Below are 16,507 nucleotides of genomic sequence, written 5' to 3'. Positions count from 1 at the left end.
GTGCACCCTGTCCCGCCCGCGCGGTCCCGGCAAAGAACGACGCGGGCGAGCCAGGTACAAGAGATCAACTCTGAAGACGGAGTCCTCATGAGCGATCCCAGCCAGCTTGGCACCTCTCCTGTACCCCTCGTCAAGAAGAGTCCGAAGGGTGATCCGAGCGACCTACGCGACAAGGTCAAGAAGATCAACGAGGACACGGTGAAGATCGGCAACGGACGCCGATGAGCAAGGGTCGACTGCGAGGTGGAAAGTCACCAACGACGGAACGCTGATCGGCGCCGTCCTCGCGTTCATCATCTGCACCTCGGTGGTCGTGACACTCCTCTCAGCCACGTTCAGCGCAGCTTCCGTGTCCTCCTGAACCACCGCTGACCCGATACCCGGCATGGCGTTTCGGCCGGCTCTCCCGGCCTACGCCATTCCGGGCTGTGCCCGGCCTGCCGACGGCCGTCCGTACATCCACCTCAACGGCGCCGCGCCTGCGTACGACTGCCGCCAACACCCTACGGAGTACCTGTGATCGTGTCGGTCTTCCTTGTCCTCGACCGTGACCGGACCAGCCCGGAGCTCTCTTTCGAATGGGAGTGGGCACACTCCTGGAGCCCGGCACAAGGTTCCAGCATCCACTTCGACTCGGCGGATACCCCGATGTATCTCGTCGCAACGGTCGAGAGCGTGGACCACACCCTCTTTCCTGACGGGCACGACGCCATGCTCTTCCTGCGCGCCGCCGAGAACTTCGGCTGTCGGGACCACGACCCGGCCGTGATCGCCCGGAACCTGGGCGCGCTTCCCGGGATCACCAACGTCCACGTCGATCTCGAAGAGCCGTGCCTGCCCGTAGCTGCCGACGTGAAGGGCCGCCCTGCGCGACCATGAGAACCATGCCCGCCAACTCCTCCGCCACCCCGTTCGGCCCGGCCGACTTCCAGCTCGTCCTGTTGCGCCGCATGGCCGACCACAACCCCGGTCTCGTCGAAGACGCACGGCGGGAACTCGGTGCGTCCGACGCCGAGATGCGTGAGGCCAACCGCCGCTGGCAGGCGATGGTGCGCTCGCCGCGTTCCCGGTCCGCCGCGTCCCGCTACCGCTCGATCCTCGGTACGCCGCAGACGATCCGCCGCACCATCGGCGACCTGGAGTGCGAGGCGCTGCTCTGGCCCGTGCCGCTCTGGCCCGACCTGCGCTTCGAGGTGCTGCTCGCCCCGACGGGCGCCGTCTGGAACGAGTGGCTGATCCGTGCCCCCGGTGCCCCCGGCCCGGCGCTGCGCACCCTGGCCGACCTCACGCCCTGGTCCTGCACGGTCGACGAGGCGGCCCGCGCGTTCCCTCCGGCCCGCCCGCTGGAGGGCTCGGCGCCGACGCGGTGGGGGCTCGCCCTGTCCGTGCCCGAGCGGGAGGGCGGTGAACCGCGGCCCTGTGTCGCGGAGTTCACGTGGGGGCTGCTGCAGCGGGTGGGACCGGCCGGCCGGTCGTGAACGGGGCGCTCCGGACCGGCGTACTGCCCGGTGGGCCAGGTCACCCGGCGAGGGTTGCGTGCCCGGCGCGGGTCCGGGTAGCCGGACCGGAGTGCCACGGGCCAACGGCGGCCGACGGACCCGCAGGAACCTACAGCAAGGAGTCAGAACGCGTGAGTTCTCCCCATCCGGCGCTCTTCCCCGACCTCGCCGCGGGCGTCGAGCGGCCCGCGCTGCGCTTCGGCGAGCGCGGTCTGACGTACGCGGAACTCGGCGCGGCCGCAGGCGCGTTGGCGGCGCGGCTGTGCCGGGGCGGGCGCGTCGCGGTGTGGGCCACACCGAGCATGGAGACCGCGGTCGCCGTCGTGGCCGCCCTGCTCGCCGGGGCGCCCGCCGTACCCCTGAACCCGAAGGCCGGCGGGCGCGAGCTTGAGCACGTCGTGCAGGACAGCGCGCCGGTCGCCGTCCTCGCCGAACCGGGCGCGCGACTCCCGGACGCGCTGGCCGAGTTGGACCGTATCGACATCGACGTACGCACGAACCCCCCGCTGCCCGCACCGCCCCCGCCGCCCGAGCCCGACCCCGAGTCCGCCGCGTTCGTCGTCTACACCTCCGGTACCACCGGCCCGCCCAAGGGCGCCGTGCTGCCGCGCCGTGCGCTCGCCTCGACCCTCGACGCGCTCGCGGAGGCCTGGCAGTGGACCGCCGACGACATCCTTGTGCACGGGCTGCCGCTGTTCCACGTGCACGGGCTGATCCTCGGCGTGCTCGGGCCGCTGCGGCGCGGCGGCGAGGTGCGGCACCTCGGGCGGTTCTCGACGGCGGGCGTGACGCGTGAACTCTCCGCCGGGGCGACGATGCTGTTCGGCGTGCCCACGATGTACCACCGCATCGCCGAGGCCCTGCCCGGCGACCGCGCCCTCGCCAAGGCGCTGTCCGGCGCGCGTGTCCTGGTCTCCGGTTCGGCCGCGCTGCCGGTGCACGACCACGACCGCATCACGGCGGCCACCGGCTGCCGGGTCATCGAGCGGTACGGGCTGACGGAGACGCTGATCAACACCAGCGTGCGGGCCGACGCCGAGCCGCGCCCCGGCTCCGTGGGCGTGCCGCTGCGCGGCGTCGAGCTGCGGATCGTCGACGAGGCGGGCGGGCCGACCGCCGCGCCGGACGAGGTGGGCGAGATCCAGGTGCGCGGCCCGAACCTGTTCACCGGCTATCTGAACCGGCCCGAGGCGACGGCCGCGGCGTTCACCGCCGACGGGTGGTTCCGCACCGGGGACATGGCGGTGCGGGACCCGGACGGGTACGTACGCATCGTGGGCCGCAGGGCGACGGACCTGATCAAGAGCGGCGGCTACAAGATCGGCGCGGGCGAGATCGAGAACGCGCTGCTCGACCACCCGGGCGTCCGGGAGGCCGCGGTGACCGGCGAGCCGGACCCGGACCTCGGCGAGCGCGTGGTCGCCTGGGTCGTCCCGTACGACCCCGAACGCCCGCCCGGCGCGGCCGAGTTGGCGAACCACGTGGCGGACCGGCTCGCTCCGCACAAGCGCCCGCGCGCGGTGCGGTACCTGACGGAGCTGCCCGCAACGACATGGGCAAGGTCATCAAGCGGGCGCTCGCGGAGGGCGGCTGAAGGCCAGTCCGCCCGAACGCCGCCCCCGCCAAACCCGTTGCCCGCGGAAACGAACAGGGGAGCAGGTGTTCCCTGGAACAGGTGATCGTTGCCGCTGAGATTGCATCGGACCTGAGTGACCAACGATGCTTACGGAGCGCAAGCAACGGGCTGCAGACCGTGATTGCGAGTCCCGAGCGCATGGGTCCCTCATGCGCGACACACGTAGCACAAGGAGAAGTACCACCATGAACTTCCTCACCGACCTCCTCGCCGGCGTCATCCACTTCGTCGGCTGGCTGGTCTGACGCAGCGAAGCACAGCGCGGCGCCGTCTCCCCTCGTCCCAAGGGGAGGCGGCGCCGCCGTGTTGTCGTGCCAGGGCCGGGCGAAGCCCCGCCCGGCCGGGGCTACTTCACCCCGGCCGCCCGGACGATCTCCTGCCGGACCGCCCCGCCCCGGTCGTCCTCGGCAAAGGCCCGCAGGGACACGGACTGCGCGTCGGACGGCACCCGCAGGACGCCGCGCCACGAGCCGCCGGAGCCGCTCAGCTCGACCCGCTCCCAGGAAGCCCCTTCGTCGTACGACACCTCAAGGGAGCCCTTCACGATGCGTCCCGTGTCCTGAGCGCCCTTCACGTACTCGGCGAACAGGCCCACCGGGACCCGGCTGCCGCCACGCACATCGCCCTTCAGGTCCGTCTCCACGTCGAAGCCGAGGTTCAGCATCGGCAGGTACGTGTAGCGGTCGGCGGGGGTCTCGGCGGAGCGGAAGGCCCATTCCGCGTGGGCCTTCGTGGCGAGGCGCCAGCGGTCCGGGTCGCTCGTCGTGTCCGTGACGACCTTGAACTCCTGTTCCTGCGGGGACACGTCCCAGGCGTACGCGCCGGAGCTGTTGGACTCGTCGACCAGTTCCCCCTCCACGTACACCTTCGTCTGCTGGGTAAGCCCGGACGCGTCGTCCCACACATTGCCGAAGCCCGTGTGGTCGGGGCCCGAGTCGCCCCAGCCGGGGACGTTGAACTGGAGGTCGTTGCCGTTGCGCTGCTGGCCCCAGCCGAGGCCGGTGCCGAGCCACGGGTGCAGGACCGGCCGGAACCAGTTGAGCTCGGTGCGGCTGCCGCCCTCGTACCTGGGTGTGCCGGAGCGCTGCTCGATGGCGCCGGGGCCGTTGGTGACCGACTCGTGCCAGCGCTGGCCGGGACCCGTCGAGACGTAGTCCGTGCGCTCGGCCGGGAAGTCGATCTTCTCGGGGAAGCCGAAGCCGATGGGGAAGTTGTCGCTGATCGAGTAGCGGAACTCGCCGCCGGGCGCGGGCTTCGTGGCGTGGAACCTGGTGTCGATCCGGGCCAGTTCCCGCTTGCCGGGCTCGTACGTCAGGTCCCGGCCGTCCGGGATGCCGCCCGGGTGGCCTTCGGACAGGTCGTACACGTACGGCGTGTTGCGGGTGCCGTCCAGGGTGATGCGGCGGCCGTCGCGGGCCGCGGCGAGGAGCCGGGCGCCGTCGGCGGCGTTCACCGTGCCGACGGCCAGCGGGCGGTCCTCGCCGGCCGCCGTGCCGAACCAGCCCATCAGGCGGCCTGCCGCGTCGTCCGTGACGAACAGCGCCTTCGCGCCCGCGTCCTGCGCGGCCTGCGCCAGTTGCTCCGGCTTCACCGAGCCGTCGGCGCGGACCACCACCGCCTTGCCGCGCACGTCCTTGCCCTCGTACGCCGCCGGTGTGCCGTCGCCCGCGTCCACCACGGCCAGGCGTGACGTGCCGTCGGGGACCGTCGCCCCGGGCTGCGCGGTGACCTCGCGGAGCCGCTTGCCGCCCGCCTCGACGGAGAGCAGCGGCTTGCCGAGGCGCCACACCGTGCGGTACTCGAAGGTGCCCGCGTCGACCTTCCCGGTGGGCGCGGCGAAGATCGAGTCGTATGTCATCGGCACCTGTGCGGCGCCGCCGATGCCGGTGCCGGCCGCCTCGTGGGTGTACTCCATGACGAGCTGCCGGGTCTCGGTGCGCCGGTCCACACGGACGTCGACCCGCTCCAACTCCCGCCCGTCCAGGGTGATTTCACGGTCCCGGTCGACCTTCACCGCTGGCTGCGCGAGGAAGCCGAGGCCGAGCGAGTCCGCTCCGTGGGCGCCGCGCACGTCGAGGAAGGTGCTCAGCGAGTACGTGCCGGGCTTCAGGCGCAGCTCCACGGTCCCGGAGTCGCCGACGAACTCGTTGTACGGGTCCTGCCCTTCGGCGAGCCGCAGCACGTTGAGGGCGGCTGCGGCGGGGTCGCCGTCGCGGTCCTTGACGTGGACGGTGAGCGTGTACCGCTCCTCCTCCTTGACCAGCCCGAACGCGGTGTGCGCGACGGGCTTCCCGGCCGCCTCGGCGACGATCCGCCCGCCCGTGCTGCCGACCGGCGCCTTCGCGCCGTCGCCGGTGACGGTGGTCTGCGCGGTGGAGTGCGCGGGCACGGTCAGCGTCGGGTCGGCGAGGGTGACCACGCCGTCCGGCGCGCCCTGCGCGGACAGCTTCAACTCCACGTCCGTGTCGGAGGAGTTGGTGTACGTGAGGGTCTTGGTCACCGGCTTGTTCGCGTCGTACGGCCAGCGGTAGAAGCCGAGGTCGGCGCTGCCGGTGGCGGTGATCCGCGCGTCGATCGCGCCGGACACGCTGACCCGGCCGGCGCCGAGGTCGTACGGCGAGTCGGTGAGGGTCTTCGCGCTGGACATCAGCGCGTCCTTGAGCTGGGGCCCGCTCCAGTCGGGGTGCTTCTCGGCGAGCAGGGCGGCGGCGCCCGCGACATGCGGGGTGGCCATCGACGTACCGCTCATCGAGGTGTAGAGGCCGCTGCCGGGGGCGAGCCCGGAGCGGGCGGCGAGGATCTCCACGCCCGGTGCGGACAGGTCGGGCTTGAGGGCCTGGTCGCCGTACCGGGGGCCCTTGCTGGTGAAGGGCGCGGCCTGGTCCTGGGCGTCGACGGCGCCCACGGTGAGCGCGGCGTCGGCGGCGCCGGGCGAGCCGATGGAGCCGGGGGCGCCGGAGTTGCCCGCGGCGATGACGAAGAGGGCGCCGGTCTCCTCGGTGAGGGTGTTCACGGCCTGCGCCATCGGGTCGGTGCCGTCGCTGGGCGCGCGTGAACCGAGGCTCATGGACACGATCTTGGCGTCCACGTCCTTCGCGGCCCACTCCATCCCGGCGATGATCTGCGACTCGGTGCCGGAGCCCTCGTCGCTGAGCACCTTGCCGACGGCGAGCTCCGCGCCGGGTGCGACGCCCTTCTCCTTGCCGTCGCTGCCCGCGCCGCTGCCGCCGACGGTGGAGGTGACGTGGGTGCCGTGGCCGTCCTTGTCGGCGACCTCCTGGCCCTCGATGAAACTCTTCGACGTGGCGATTCGCCCCGCGAGGTCCGGGTGGTCGGCGTCCACCCCGGTGTCCAGGACGGCGACCTTCACGCCCTTGCCGGTGAGGCCCGCCTCCCACGCCTCGGGCGAGCCGATCTGGGCGTTGGACTCGGCGAGTTCGGCCTCGACCCGGCCGTCCAGCCAGACCTTCCCGATGCCCGACGCGAAGCCCTTGGTGCCCTTGCCCGCGGTGAGCGCCCGCCAGAACTCGGCGTTCCGCTCGGCCTCCACGGCGACGCCGTCCACACTTGGCAGCGCGCGCACCTTGTCGGTGCCGCGAGGCGCCTTGCTCGTACGGGCGTCCTTGCCGTAGGTGACGATCAGCGGCAGCCCGGTCTCTCCGGTGAGGCCCTGGCTCAGCAGTCCGGTGACGTCGAAGAGGCGCGGGTCGAGGCGTCCGGCGCGCAGATGCGGGGCGGCCTCGTCGGGGACGACGGTGATGCGCCCGCTCTTCGACGTCTGGGTGCGGACCGCCCCGGTGGCGCCCCGCGGCCGTTCCACGGCGACGGTCTTCCGGCCGCCGCCGAGGTCGGTGACGGTCACCTTGTCGCCGGTGACGAGCGTGACGGTGCGGGCCGCGGCGGCCGCCTGCGTACGGGCCTTCGGGGGTGCGCTCGCCCCGGCGCCGGCGGCCGTCGCGGCGGCGCTCGCCTGACCGGCGGGCAGCAGCGCGAGCACGAGCCCGGCGACTAGGGCCTGTCCGGGCAGCCTGGGTCTGCGCCCGGAAGAACCGGAAGGTGCGGCTCTGGTCATGGTGGGTTGCCCTCTCCTCAACCGTCCCGGGCGGGGATGGCGCCCGGGTGCTGCGAAGAGTCTCAGGGCCCTTGCGGCGCAGGTCAGTTGGCGCAACCGGGCGGAAATCCGCCATGGCGCCTTCTTGCCAGGGCGGTTTACGGGAGTACGCCCCCGTTGGGGCCCCGTACGTACGAGGTGAGGCTCGGGGAGGGCGCCGTACGGCTACGCCTGCGGCGACCGCGCGTCGTACCGGGCGAATCCGCGCCACTTCAGGGCGAACAGCCCCACCGCGACGACGCAGGCCAACCCGCCTCCGGTGACGGCCAGTTGGGGCGAGGTCAGGTCGCCCACCGAACCCGCGAGGAAGTCGCCGAGCCGGGGTCCGCCCGCGACCACCACGATGAACACGCCCTGGAGCCGTCCCCGCATCTCGTCCGGTGTGGCCGCCTGCAGCATCGTCGAGCGGAACACCATCGACACGGTGTCCGCGCACCCGGCGAGGGCGAGGAAGAACATGCCGAGCCACAGGTTGCGGGTGAGCCCGAAGACTGCGATCGCCGTGCCCCACGCGGCCACCGCCAGCAGGATCGCGAGCCCGTGCCGCCGGATTTGCCCGAGCCACCCGGAGAACACCCCGCCGAGCAGCGCGCCGACGGCGGGCGCGGCGACGAGCAGTCCGGTGGTCCGCGCGTCGCCGCCGAACCACAGCACGGCGATGGCCGGGAACAGGGCGCGCGGGTGGGCGAGGACCATGGCGCACATGTCGGTGAAGAACGTCATCCGGATGTTGGGCCGGGTCGCGAGGAAGCGCAGACCGTCCACGACGGAGGCCCGCTTGGCGGCGCCCTCGCCCCGCTCCGGCCTCATCGACGGCAGCCGCCACATCGCGTACAGGGCGACACTGAAGGTGAGCGCGTCGATCAGGTACGCGGCCTGGTAGCCCCAGACTCCGACGACGAGACCCCCGAGCATCGGCCCGAGCATGGTGCCGGAGGTGGTGGTGATCGAGCCGAGGGCGTTGGCGGCGGGCAGCTGCTCCGGCGGGAGGAGCCGGGGGATCATCGAGGTGCGGGCCGGGGAGTTGAGCGCCCCGCAGACCGCCTGCAGCGCGACGATCGAGTACAGCAGCCACACCTCGTGGAACCCGGCGAGGGCCGAGCCCGCGAGGACGAAGCTCAGCAGACAGAGCCCGCTGGAGCTGGCGAGGCCGAGCTTGCGGCGGTCCACGGTGTCGGCGATGGCGCCGCCGTACAGGCCGAAGACGACGAGCGGTACCAGCGAGAAGAGCCCGACGAGCCCGACGGCGAAGCTGGAGCGCGTGATGTCGTACACCTGCAGCGAGATCGCCAGGGCGGTCATGGCCTGCCCGAGCCAGGAGACGGTGTTGCCGATCCACAGCCGCCGGTAGTGCACGGAGGTGCGGAGCGGGGTCAGGTCCGCGAGGATCCGCCGCTTCGGCCGCCCCGCGCCGGTCACGGCGGCGGACTCCCCCGGGCCGGTCGCGGCGGCGGACTCCCCCGTGCTGCCCGCTATGTCCTTCGGCTCGCTGTTCGCTGAGGTCTCGCTGGTCACGCCGGATGTTAACGCGCGCCCCGGCCCGTCCTCGCGGGAGTTTCAGCACCGCCCCCGGTACGCGATCCGCGGCAGCGGCGCCGGGTCCGGGCTCAACGCCCGCTGCCGCAGGTACGCGAGGGCCGCGTCCACCCGGGCCGACCGCAGCGACTCGGGGCCCGGGACCAGCATCCGCAGCTCGTCGGCGGCGGCCGCGAAGTCGCCGGAGCCGAGGCGCTGGTGGGCGAGCTCGATCCGGATGAGGGCACGGGACCGCCGCTCCGCGGGCCGCCGCAGCGACAGCGAGAGTTCGAGCGCGGAGACCGACCGGCGCAGGTCGCCCTCGGCCCGGTGCATGCGGGCCACCTGGTAGAGCAGCGCGCCGAGCGAGTACGAGCCGTTCTCGTCGTCCTCGCCCCGGTCGATCCAGTACTCCGCGCCGTCCATGTCCTTCACGGCGCCGGACCCGTCCCCGGCGACGGCGCGGGTGACGGAGCGCTGGGTGAGCAGGAACGCCCGGGTGCCTGCCCCGGCCCCGTCGAAGCCCTGGTCGACGGCGGCCTCGGCGAGCGCCAACGCCTCGGTCGTACGCCCCAGTTCGAGGGCGAGCACGCTCATGTCGCGCAGCGCGGCGGCCCGCAGTACCGGCAGGCCCGCCTCGGCGGCGAGCGCGGCGGACAGCTCGAGGGCGCGCTGCGCCGCCCCGTGGCCGAGGTCGTCGGCCCAGGCCCGGCCGAGCATCCGGCAGAGCCGGGCGGCCCCGGCCCGGTCGGCCCGGGCCAGCTCGCCGACGACGCGTTCGCGGACGGCCCGGCCCCCGCTGCGTTCGAGCAGGTCGAGCGCGCCGAGGACCACGGCCCCGGCCCGCCCGCCGCCGCCCGTCCCGCACGCCTCCTCCGCCGTACCGGACTCCGGATCTCCGGTACGGGACCGGGGCCCTCCGCCAGGGTGTTCGCCGGGCCGTGCGGCTCCGGGGACGGGCAGCCCCGGGGCCCGGTACGGCAGTTCGCGCAGCCGCTTCAGCTGTCTCGGGTCGCGGTGTTCGAGGACCAGCTCGGCCAGCTCCCGCCGGGCGGTCCCGGCGCGGCCCCAGGCGCGGTCGGCCCCGCCCCGGTCCAGGGCGGCCCCGAGCCCCGTCGGGCTCCCCGCGTCCGCCGCGTCGCGCGGGCCCGTTTGCACGGGCAACGCCCACGTGCCGCCGCCGCCCGCCCCGCCCCGCACGAGCCGCATCGCGGGCCCGTTCCCGTGGGCCTCGTTTCCGTACGCTCCGTGCCCGTACGCCCCACCGCCGTACGCCCCACCGCCGTAGGCTCCGTGCCCGTACGCGGCACCGCCGTGCGGCCCGTTCCCGTAAGCGCCGTCGTAAGCCCCGTCCCCGTAGGACGCGCCGCCATACGCCGGGACCCGCCCCGCGCCGGTGGCGTCACCGCGGGCCGTGCCGACGGCGCCGAAGCCCAGCTCCTCCACGGTGACCAGGCGCCCGAGGCGCTTGGCGAAGGCCCGGACCAGCAGGTCGCGCGCCGAGGGCCTGGGCCGGGTCCCGGCCAGCCAGTGCGAGACGTTGGACCGGTCGTACGAGACCCGGACCCCGGCCTGCCGGCCCGCCGCGTTCACGGCCCTGGCCAGCTCGGCCCCGTTCCACCCGGCCTCCTCCAGACGTTCCCGCAGACGGTCGTTGGGTGTTCTCCGCGCCGCCATGGCCGCGCCCCTCCTCGATTGCGTGCCCGGGCCGCGTGTCGGCGCGGCCCGGTCGGCGGTCCCGCCCCGCCGCCCCATGCAGGCGGGACGGGACCGCTCCCCTTTTTTCCTCCCCCCAGGTCCCCGACCACCGCCCCCACGACAGCGGCCGAAGGCCCGGCCCGGCCGGTCACGCGCACCGAGCGACGTGCCCGGCCGGGAGGTGCCTTCCGAGCACCGGGAGCGAGATTTCCATTCGCACCGTGACCGCAACAACACAGCATGTGACCGATTTTCAACATCAACGGCCAAAAAGCAGCGGCCCGTAACCGCTTTCCCCATGGGGTTACGGGCCACCGCCGCGAAGGTCACGTACGCGAATGGCCGAAGAGCAACGCCCGCCGCCGGCACTCCGCGGGCGCAAACCACCCGTACAGAGGCACCCCGCCCGGCCCTCCTCGACGAGCGGAACCGGCCCGGCCGCCGGACGATGCCAGGAGACAACCACCACACCTGGTCTTGCGCTCTCGGGAGGAACTGCCATGACCGCCAGCCTTGAGCATCTGCATCGCTGCCACTTCGGCGTCGATCTGGGCGCCGCGCGCACCCGTGTGTACGTGAAGGGCGCGGGCCTCGTCGTCGACGAGCCGAGCGTCGCCGCCGTCAACACCAAGACCGGGGCGCTGATCGCCGTCGGCGAGCTCGCGGAGCGCATGACGGGCCGTACGCCGGGCTACATCCGGGTGGTCCGCCCGGTCTCCGGCGGCACCGTCGTCGACATCGACATGGCGCAGCGGATGCTCAGCCATCTCCTCGACGACAAACTGCGCCGCACGCTGCGCCGCAAGCCCCGGCTGCGCGCGGCCGCCTGCGTGCCGCACGACGCCGACCCGCTGGCGCAGCGCGCCGCCACCGAGACCCTGATCGGGCTCGGGGCGCGCCGGGTGGACCTGGTGGACACGCTGATCGCGGCGGCGGTGGGCTGCGGACTGCCGGTGGAGCAGCCCGAGGCGACGATGATCCTGGTGTGCGGGGCGGCGACCACACAGGTCGCGGTCCTTTCGATGGGCGCGATCGTGACGGCCCAGCGGATCCCGGTCGGCGGCGACGCCATCGACAACGCGATCGTCCAGCACCTGCGCCACCAGCACGAGTTGATGCTGCCGAGCCAGTCGGTGCGCCCGCTGCAACTGGCGCTCAGCGGCAACGGACTGACGACTCAGGGCCCGGAGTCCACCGAGATCCACGGCCGCGACGTCGCCACCGGCCTGGCCCGCTCGGTGCACGTGCAGACCTCCGCCGTCCGCGACGCGATCCACACCCCGCTGACCGCCGTGCTCGACGGCCTCGGCAAGGTGCTCCGCAACTGCCCGCCCGACCTGGTCGCCGACCTCGCCGACCGCGGCATCATGATGGTCGGCGGCAGCGCCCTGCTCCCCGGCCTGGACCAGATGCTGCGTACGGCGACGGGGATGCCGGTGCACATCGCCGAGCGCCCGGACACCTGCGCGGTGCGCGGCCTCGGCGAGATGATCGAGGGCAGGATCTCCCCGCTGCGCCTCGACCCGCTCGCCGGGTAGGTCTCCCGTGTCCATGTCCCTGCAGCTCGTCGGCGCCCTGCTGATCCTGGCGTCGTTCGTGCTCGCCCAGGCGGGCCGCCTCGCCTTCGGCTCGGCCCGCTATCTGTGGCTGAACTTCATCGGCTCCTCGCTCCTCGCCATCGACGCGGTGGCCGGGGAGCAGTGGGGTTTCGCCCTGCTGGAAGGGGCCTGGGCGCTGTACTCGCTGCTCGGCCTGGTGGACTGGGCGCGCGGCCGCCCGGTGAGCGGCAACGAGACCACGTAGGCCGGGCGGCGACCGGAAGGGGCGGGCATGACAGCGGAGCCGGGCGGCGCCGGGCGGCCGGAGCCGGGCGGCGCCGGGCGGTCGGAGCCGGGCGGTGCCGGGCGGTCGGAGCCGGGCGGTGCCGGGCGGTCGGCGGGGGCCTCCGGGGAGGTCGTGGTCGAGCGGGAGCCGCTGCTTCTGGAGGCCGTCATCGGCGTCGGCACCGACCTCGAACTGCGGGCCACGCTCCAGCACTTGGTGGACGCGGCGGCCCGCCTCACCGACGCCCGCTACGGCGCGCTCGCCGTCGTCGACCCGGACCGCGGCGACGGCCCCGCGCTCACCGAGCTGTTCACGGCCGGCCTGGACGAGGCGACGAAGGCCGGCATCGGACACCCGCCCTGCGGCGACAAGGGCGTGCTCGGCGTGCTGCTCCGGGACCCGCGCCCGCTGCGCATCGACGACGTGACGGCCGACCCGCGCTCCTGCGGCGTCCCGCCCGGCCACCCGCCGATGCGCAGCCTCATCGGCGTACCCGTGCTCGTACGCGACGAGGTGTTCGGCAACCTCTACCTGACCGAGAAGCGCGGCGGCGGCCCGTTCACGGCGGAGGACGAGCGGCTGATCCGGATCCTCGCCGCGCAGGCGGGCATCGCGATCGGCAACGCGCTGCTCTTCGAGAACGCCCGGCAGCGCGAGCGCTGGATCGAGGGCGCGGCGGCGGTCACCACGGCCCTGCTCAGCGGCGCGCGCAGCGACGAGCCGCTGATGGTGGTCGCCGAGCAGGCCCGGCTCCTCGCGGACGCCGACGCCGGGGTGATCCTGCAGCCAACCGAGGAGGGCGGCATGGAGATCGTGACGGCGTCCACGCACGGCGACCCGGCGGACCTGGTCGGCGCCACGATCACCCCGGGAAGTCCGGTCCTGGAGCAACTATTGGGCGGCGAGCCGGTGTTCGTCGACGACTCGGCGACCGACCCGCGCATGACCACCCACGTCCGCAGCCGCTTCGGCCCGAGCATGCTGCTGCCGCTGCAGAGCGGCGGCCGCCTGATCGGCACGCTCGCCCTTCCCCGCACCCGCGGCGGGCGCGGGTACACCCCGGTGGAGCGGCAGCTGGCCGCCCAGTTCGCCTCGCAGGCCGCGCTCGCCCTGGTCCTCGCGGACGCCCGGCGCGGCCGCGAACGGCTCGCGGTGTTCGAGGACCGCGACCGGATCGCCCGCGACCTGCACGACCTGGTGGTCCAACGCCTCTTCGCCACCGGCATGATGCTGGAGTCCACCCAGCGCAGGGCCGGGGCCCCGGAGGTCGGCACGGAGATCGGCCGGGCGGTCGACGAGCTGGAGTCGACCATCCAGGAGGTGCGTACGGCGATCTTCGCGCTCCAGCAGCCGCCCGCGGACGCCCCGACGAGCCTGCGCGGCAAGGTCCTCAAGGAGGCCGCGGGCGCGGCGGCGGTGCTCGGGGTGACGCCGTCGACGCAGTTCCGCGGCGCCGTCGACAGCCGGGTCCCGGAGCCCGTCGCGGCCGAGCTGCTGACCGCCCTGCGCCACGCGCTGGCCGCCGCGGCCCGCCGCCTGGAGGTGACGGAGATCCGCGTGACGGTCGACGCGGAATCCCAACTCCCGGACGGGCGGCCGGGGTTGAGCCTGACGGTGCACGACGACGGCGGCGCGGACGGCACCACGGCAACGTCCCAGTGGCCGCTGGCGCCGGACGGTTGACGCGCGTAGCGGACCGGCCCCACTCTTGGGGGCGGCCGCCGCCCGGGCGGTGGCGGTCGTCCCCCTCGGGTTCGACGGTCGGGAGGCCGAAATGCTCAGACGCACGGCACGCACGCTCGGGTTATGTGTCATGGCCATGGCCTGCGCGGTGTTCGGCGTGGGCGCCACCGCCGGCACCGCCCAGGCCGACAGCTGCTACTCGTGGAACCGCACCCTCTCCCAGGGCACCTCGGGCAGCGACGTCACCCAGCTCCAGATCCGCGTCGCCGGCTGGGTCACCTCCGGCGAACGCCTCTCGTACGACGGCCAGTACGGCGCCCGTACCGCCGCCGCCGTGAAGAAGTTCCAGGCGGCGTACGGCCTGGCCGCGGACGGCGTCGCGGGCCCGGCCACGTTCAACAAGATCTACGCGCTCCAGGACGCGGACTGCACGCCGGTCCACTTCACGTACGCCGAGCTCAACAAGTGCAACGCGGACTGGTCCGGCGGCGCCGTCCCGGCGGCCACCGCCAAGGCGAACGCGCTGAAGACCATGTGGAAGCTGGAGGCGATGCGGCACGCCCTCGGCGACGTGCCGGTCACGGTCTCCAGCGGCTTCCGCTCGAAGGCCTGCAACAGCGCCGTCGGCGGCTCCCCGACCAGCCGCCACCTGTACGGCGACGCCGCCGACCTCACCGGATCGCCCAGCCTCTGCCGCCTCGCGCAGCAGTCCAGGACCCACGGCTTCTCGGAGATCCTCGGCCCGGGCTACCCCGGCCACAACGACCACACCCATGTGGCGTTCGACCCGAGCCCGTACTGGTCGGCTCCCAACTGCGGCATCTGACAGGGGCGCTGGATACACGTACGGGCAGGGCCGCCCGCAGCCCGGCCGGGCCTGCACGGCGGCACGGCGGCACGACGGTACGGCGGCACGACGGTACGGCGGCACGGCGGCACGGCGGCACGGCGGCACGGCGGCACGGCGATCACCTCACCGGGGGTGATCGCCGTTCCTGCCGTCCGCCCACGCACATGCTCCGGGAGGCGCCGTCCCGCACACTCTGATATACGGGGCCGGCGGACCGCACCCGGCCCATGACGAGGGTTGCCGACGTGCTCGATGTCCCGGTGTGGCTCTGGGTCGCGTTCGCCACGACGGTCGTGGTGTCGCTGGCGGTCGACCTGCTGTCGCACCGTACGGCGCACGTCATCGGCTTCAAGGAGGCCTTCGCCTGGAGCGGTGTGTGGGTGGGCCTCGCCCTGGTCTTCGGCGCGGTGGTCTACCTGGTCCTCGGCACGACGGCGGGCACGGAGTACACCACGGCGTGGCTCCTGGAGAAGAGCCTGTCGGTCGACAACCTCTTCGTCTTCGCCGTGATCTTCGCGTACTTCAAGGTGCCGCGCGCCTACCAGCACCGCGTGCTGTTCCTCGGCGTGATCGGGGCCCTGGTCTTCCGCGGCGTCTTCCTCTCCCTCGGCGTGGCCGTGGTCAGCCGCTTCACCGCCGTGCTCTTCGCCTTCGCGGCGGTCCTCTTCTACAGCACGTACAAGCTCCTCAAGGACGAGGCGGAGAGCTTCGACCCGGGCCGGAGTCTGGCCGTACGGATGCTCCGCAGGCTGATCCCGGTCCGTGACGAGTACGCCGGGGCGAGGTTCTTCGTGAAGGAGGCGGGCAGGCTCGTCGCGACCCCGCTGCTCGCGGTGGTCGCGGCGATCGAGGCCGCCGACCTGATCTTCGCCGTCGACAGCGTCCCGGCCGTCCTCGCGGTCAGCGACGACGCGTTCATCGTCTACACCAGCAACGCCTTCGCCATCCTCGGCCTGCGGGCGCTGTACTTCCTGCTCGCGGGGCTCCTGGACCGCTTCCACTACCTGAGCAAGGGCCTGGCGGTGATCCTGTCCTTCATCGGCGTCAAGCTCATCCTCCAGGCCTCGCACGAGATGATCAGCCCGAGCGTGCCGGAGATCCCCTCCCCGGTCAGCCTCGGGGTCATCGTGGTGGTCCTGACGGTCTCGGTGTCGCTGAGCCTCCTGAGGCCGCCACTTCCCGAGGGGGCGAATCAGACTTATCGTAAAGAAATGGTCAAAGAGAAGAGCAAGGAAGACCGCGAGGACCGCGAGGGAGCCCGCGAGGCAGTCCGCAAGGAGGGCCGCAAGGACGGCACCTACACCTGCCCGACCTGCGAGGAACCCGTCCCCCGCACCGCCCACCGCCACAAGTCCCTCGGCACCTACGTCCCCGAATGGGGCCCGGGCCCCTGCCAGAACCGCAACTGTCCCGACTTCCGCCTGGACCCCAGAGACAGACACCGCACGGACAGGGACCGCACGGCCCAGGACCGCACGGCCCAGGACCGTCCGGCCCAGGATCGTCCGGCCCAGGACCGTCCGGGCAAGGGCCGGTGAGCCGCTGCCGTGCGCTGCCCGACGCTCAGCCCGGGCAGCCCGCGTCGGCGATCACATAGTGACCCGGTGCGGTCTGCTTGAGGGTGTGGGTGACGGCCACATTCCACAGGCCCATGGGCTCGTCCGACCCTTTCGCGTACGTGTATCCGCCGC

At 73.3% G+C, this 16,507-nt stretch carries 10 protein-coding genes and 2 pseudogenes; 9 read left to right on the top strand and 3 right to left on the bottom strand.

Translation table 11 applies throughout. The annotated features are described in order from the left end of the window. The first annotated feature begins 87 nt into the window (after positions 1–87). From QIS99_RS28365 to QIS99_RS28350, 4 genes and pseudogenes are all read left to right on the top strand, one after another. Complete coding sequence (locus QIS99_RS28365) at positions 88–225, top strand: hypothetical protein (protein ID WP_282516552.1); 138 nt, start codon at positions 88–90, stop codon at positions 223–225. 423 nt (positions 226–648) lie between these two features. Continuing rightward, positions 649–879, top strand: a complete 231-nt coding sequence (locus QIS99_RS28360) for a hypothetical protein (RefSeq protein WP_282516551.1) — start codon at positions 649–651, stop codon at positions 877–879. After that, entirely contained in the window at positions 876–1,478 is a 603-nt protein-coding gene (locus QIS99_RS28355; protein WP_408909654.1) for a hypothetical protein, read from the top strand. The genes QIS99_RS28360 and QIS99_RS28355 overlap by 4 nt, the downstream gene beginning before the upstream one ends. 152 nt (positions 1,479–1,630) lie before the next feature. Then, positions 1,631–3,093 (top strand): annotated as a pseudogene (locus tag QIS99_RS28350) (acyl-CoA synthetase). A 388-nt stretch (positions 3,094–3,481) separates the two neighbouring features. On the opposite strand, the gene QIS99_RS28345 reads toward QIS99_RS28350, so the two are convergent. The 3 genes from QIS99_RS28345 to QIS99_RS28335 form a co-directional block, all read right to left on the bottom strand. Next, entirely contained in the window at positions 3,482–7,207 is a 3,726-nt protein-coding gene (locus QIS99_RS28345; RefSeq protein ID WP_282516549.1) for a S8 family serine peptidase, read from the bottom strand. A 204-nt stretch (positions 7,208–7,411) separates the two neighbouring features. Next, positions 7,412–8,665 (bottom strand): MFS transporter, encoded by a 1,254-nt coding sequence (locus QIS99_RS28340; RefSeq protein WP_282516572.1) that lies wholly within the window; start codon positions 8,663–8,665, stop codon positions 7,412–7,414. 138 nt (positions 8,666–8,803) lie between these two features. Then, positions 8,804–10,438: a helix-turn-helix domain-containing protein gene (locus QIS99_RS28335; protein WP_282516548.1), complete on the bottom strand. Its 1,635-nt coding sequence runs from the start codon at positions 10,436–10,438 to the stop codon at positions 8,804–8,806. Positions 10,439–10,959: 521 nt separating this feature from the next. On the opposite strand from QIS99_RS28335, the gene mreB reads away from it, so the two are divergent. The 5 genes and pseudogenes from mreB to QIS99_RS28310 all read left to right on the top strand — a co-directional run. Next, positions 10,960–11,997: a rod shape-determining protein gene (mreB, locus tag QIS99_RS28330; RefSeq protein ID WP_282516547.1), complete on the top strand. Its 1,038-nt coding sequence runs from the start codon at positions 10,960–10,962 to the stop codon at positions 11,995–11,997. 13 nt (positions 11,998–12,010) lie between these two features. Continuing rightward, on the top strand, positions 12,011–12,262 hold the full coding sequence (locus tag QIS99_RS28325) for a CBU_0592 family membrane protein (RefSeq protein ID WP_282516546.1): 252 nt from the start codon (positions 12,011–12,013) through the stop codon (positions 12,260–12,262). Between the two features lie 27 nt (positions 12,263–12,289). Continuing rightward, positions 12,290–13,966, top strand: a complete 1,677-nt coding sequence (locus QIS99_RS28320; RefSeq protein ID WP_282516545.1) for a GAF domain-containing protein — start codon at positions 12,290–12,292, stop codon at positions 13,964–13,966. A gap of 91 nt (positions 13,967–14,057) precedes the next feature. Beyond that, complete coding sequence (locus tag QIS99_RS28315; RefSeq protein ID WP_282516544.1) at positions 14,058–14,792, top strand: D-Ala-D-Ala carboxypeptidase family metallohydrolase; 735 nt, start codon at positions 14,058–14,060, stop codon at positions 14,790–14,792. A gap of 269 nt (positions 14,793–15,061) precedes the next feature. Beyond that, positions 15,062–15,991: pseudogene (locus QIS99_RS28310) on the top strand (TerC family protein); the annotation flags it as partial. Positions 15,992–16,507 lie beyond the last annotated feature (516 nt).

The sequence above is a fragment of the Streptomyces solicavernae genome (genome assembly GCF_029968095.1).
Lineage (GTDB): Bacteria > Actinomycetota > Actinomycetes > Streptomycetales > Streptomycetaceae > Streptomyces > Streptomyces solicavernae.
Note: the sequence above shows the minus strand (reverse complement) of the source record. Positions and strands in the feature narration are given on the sequence as shown.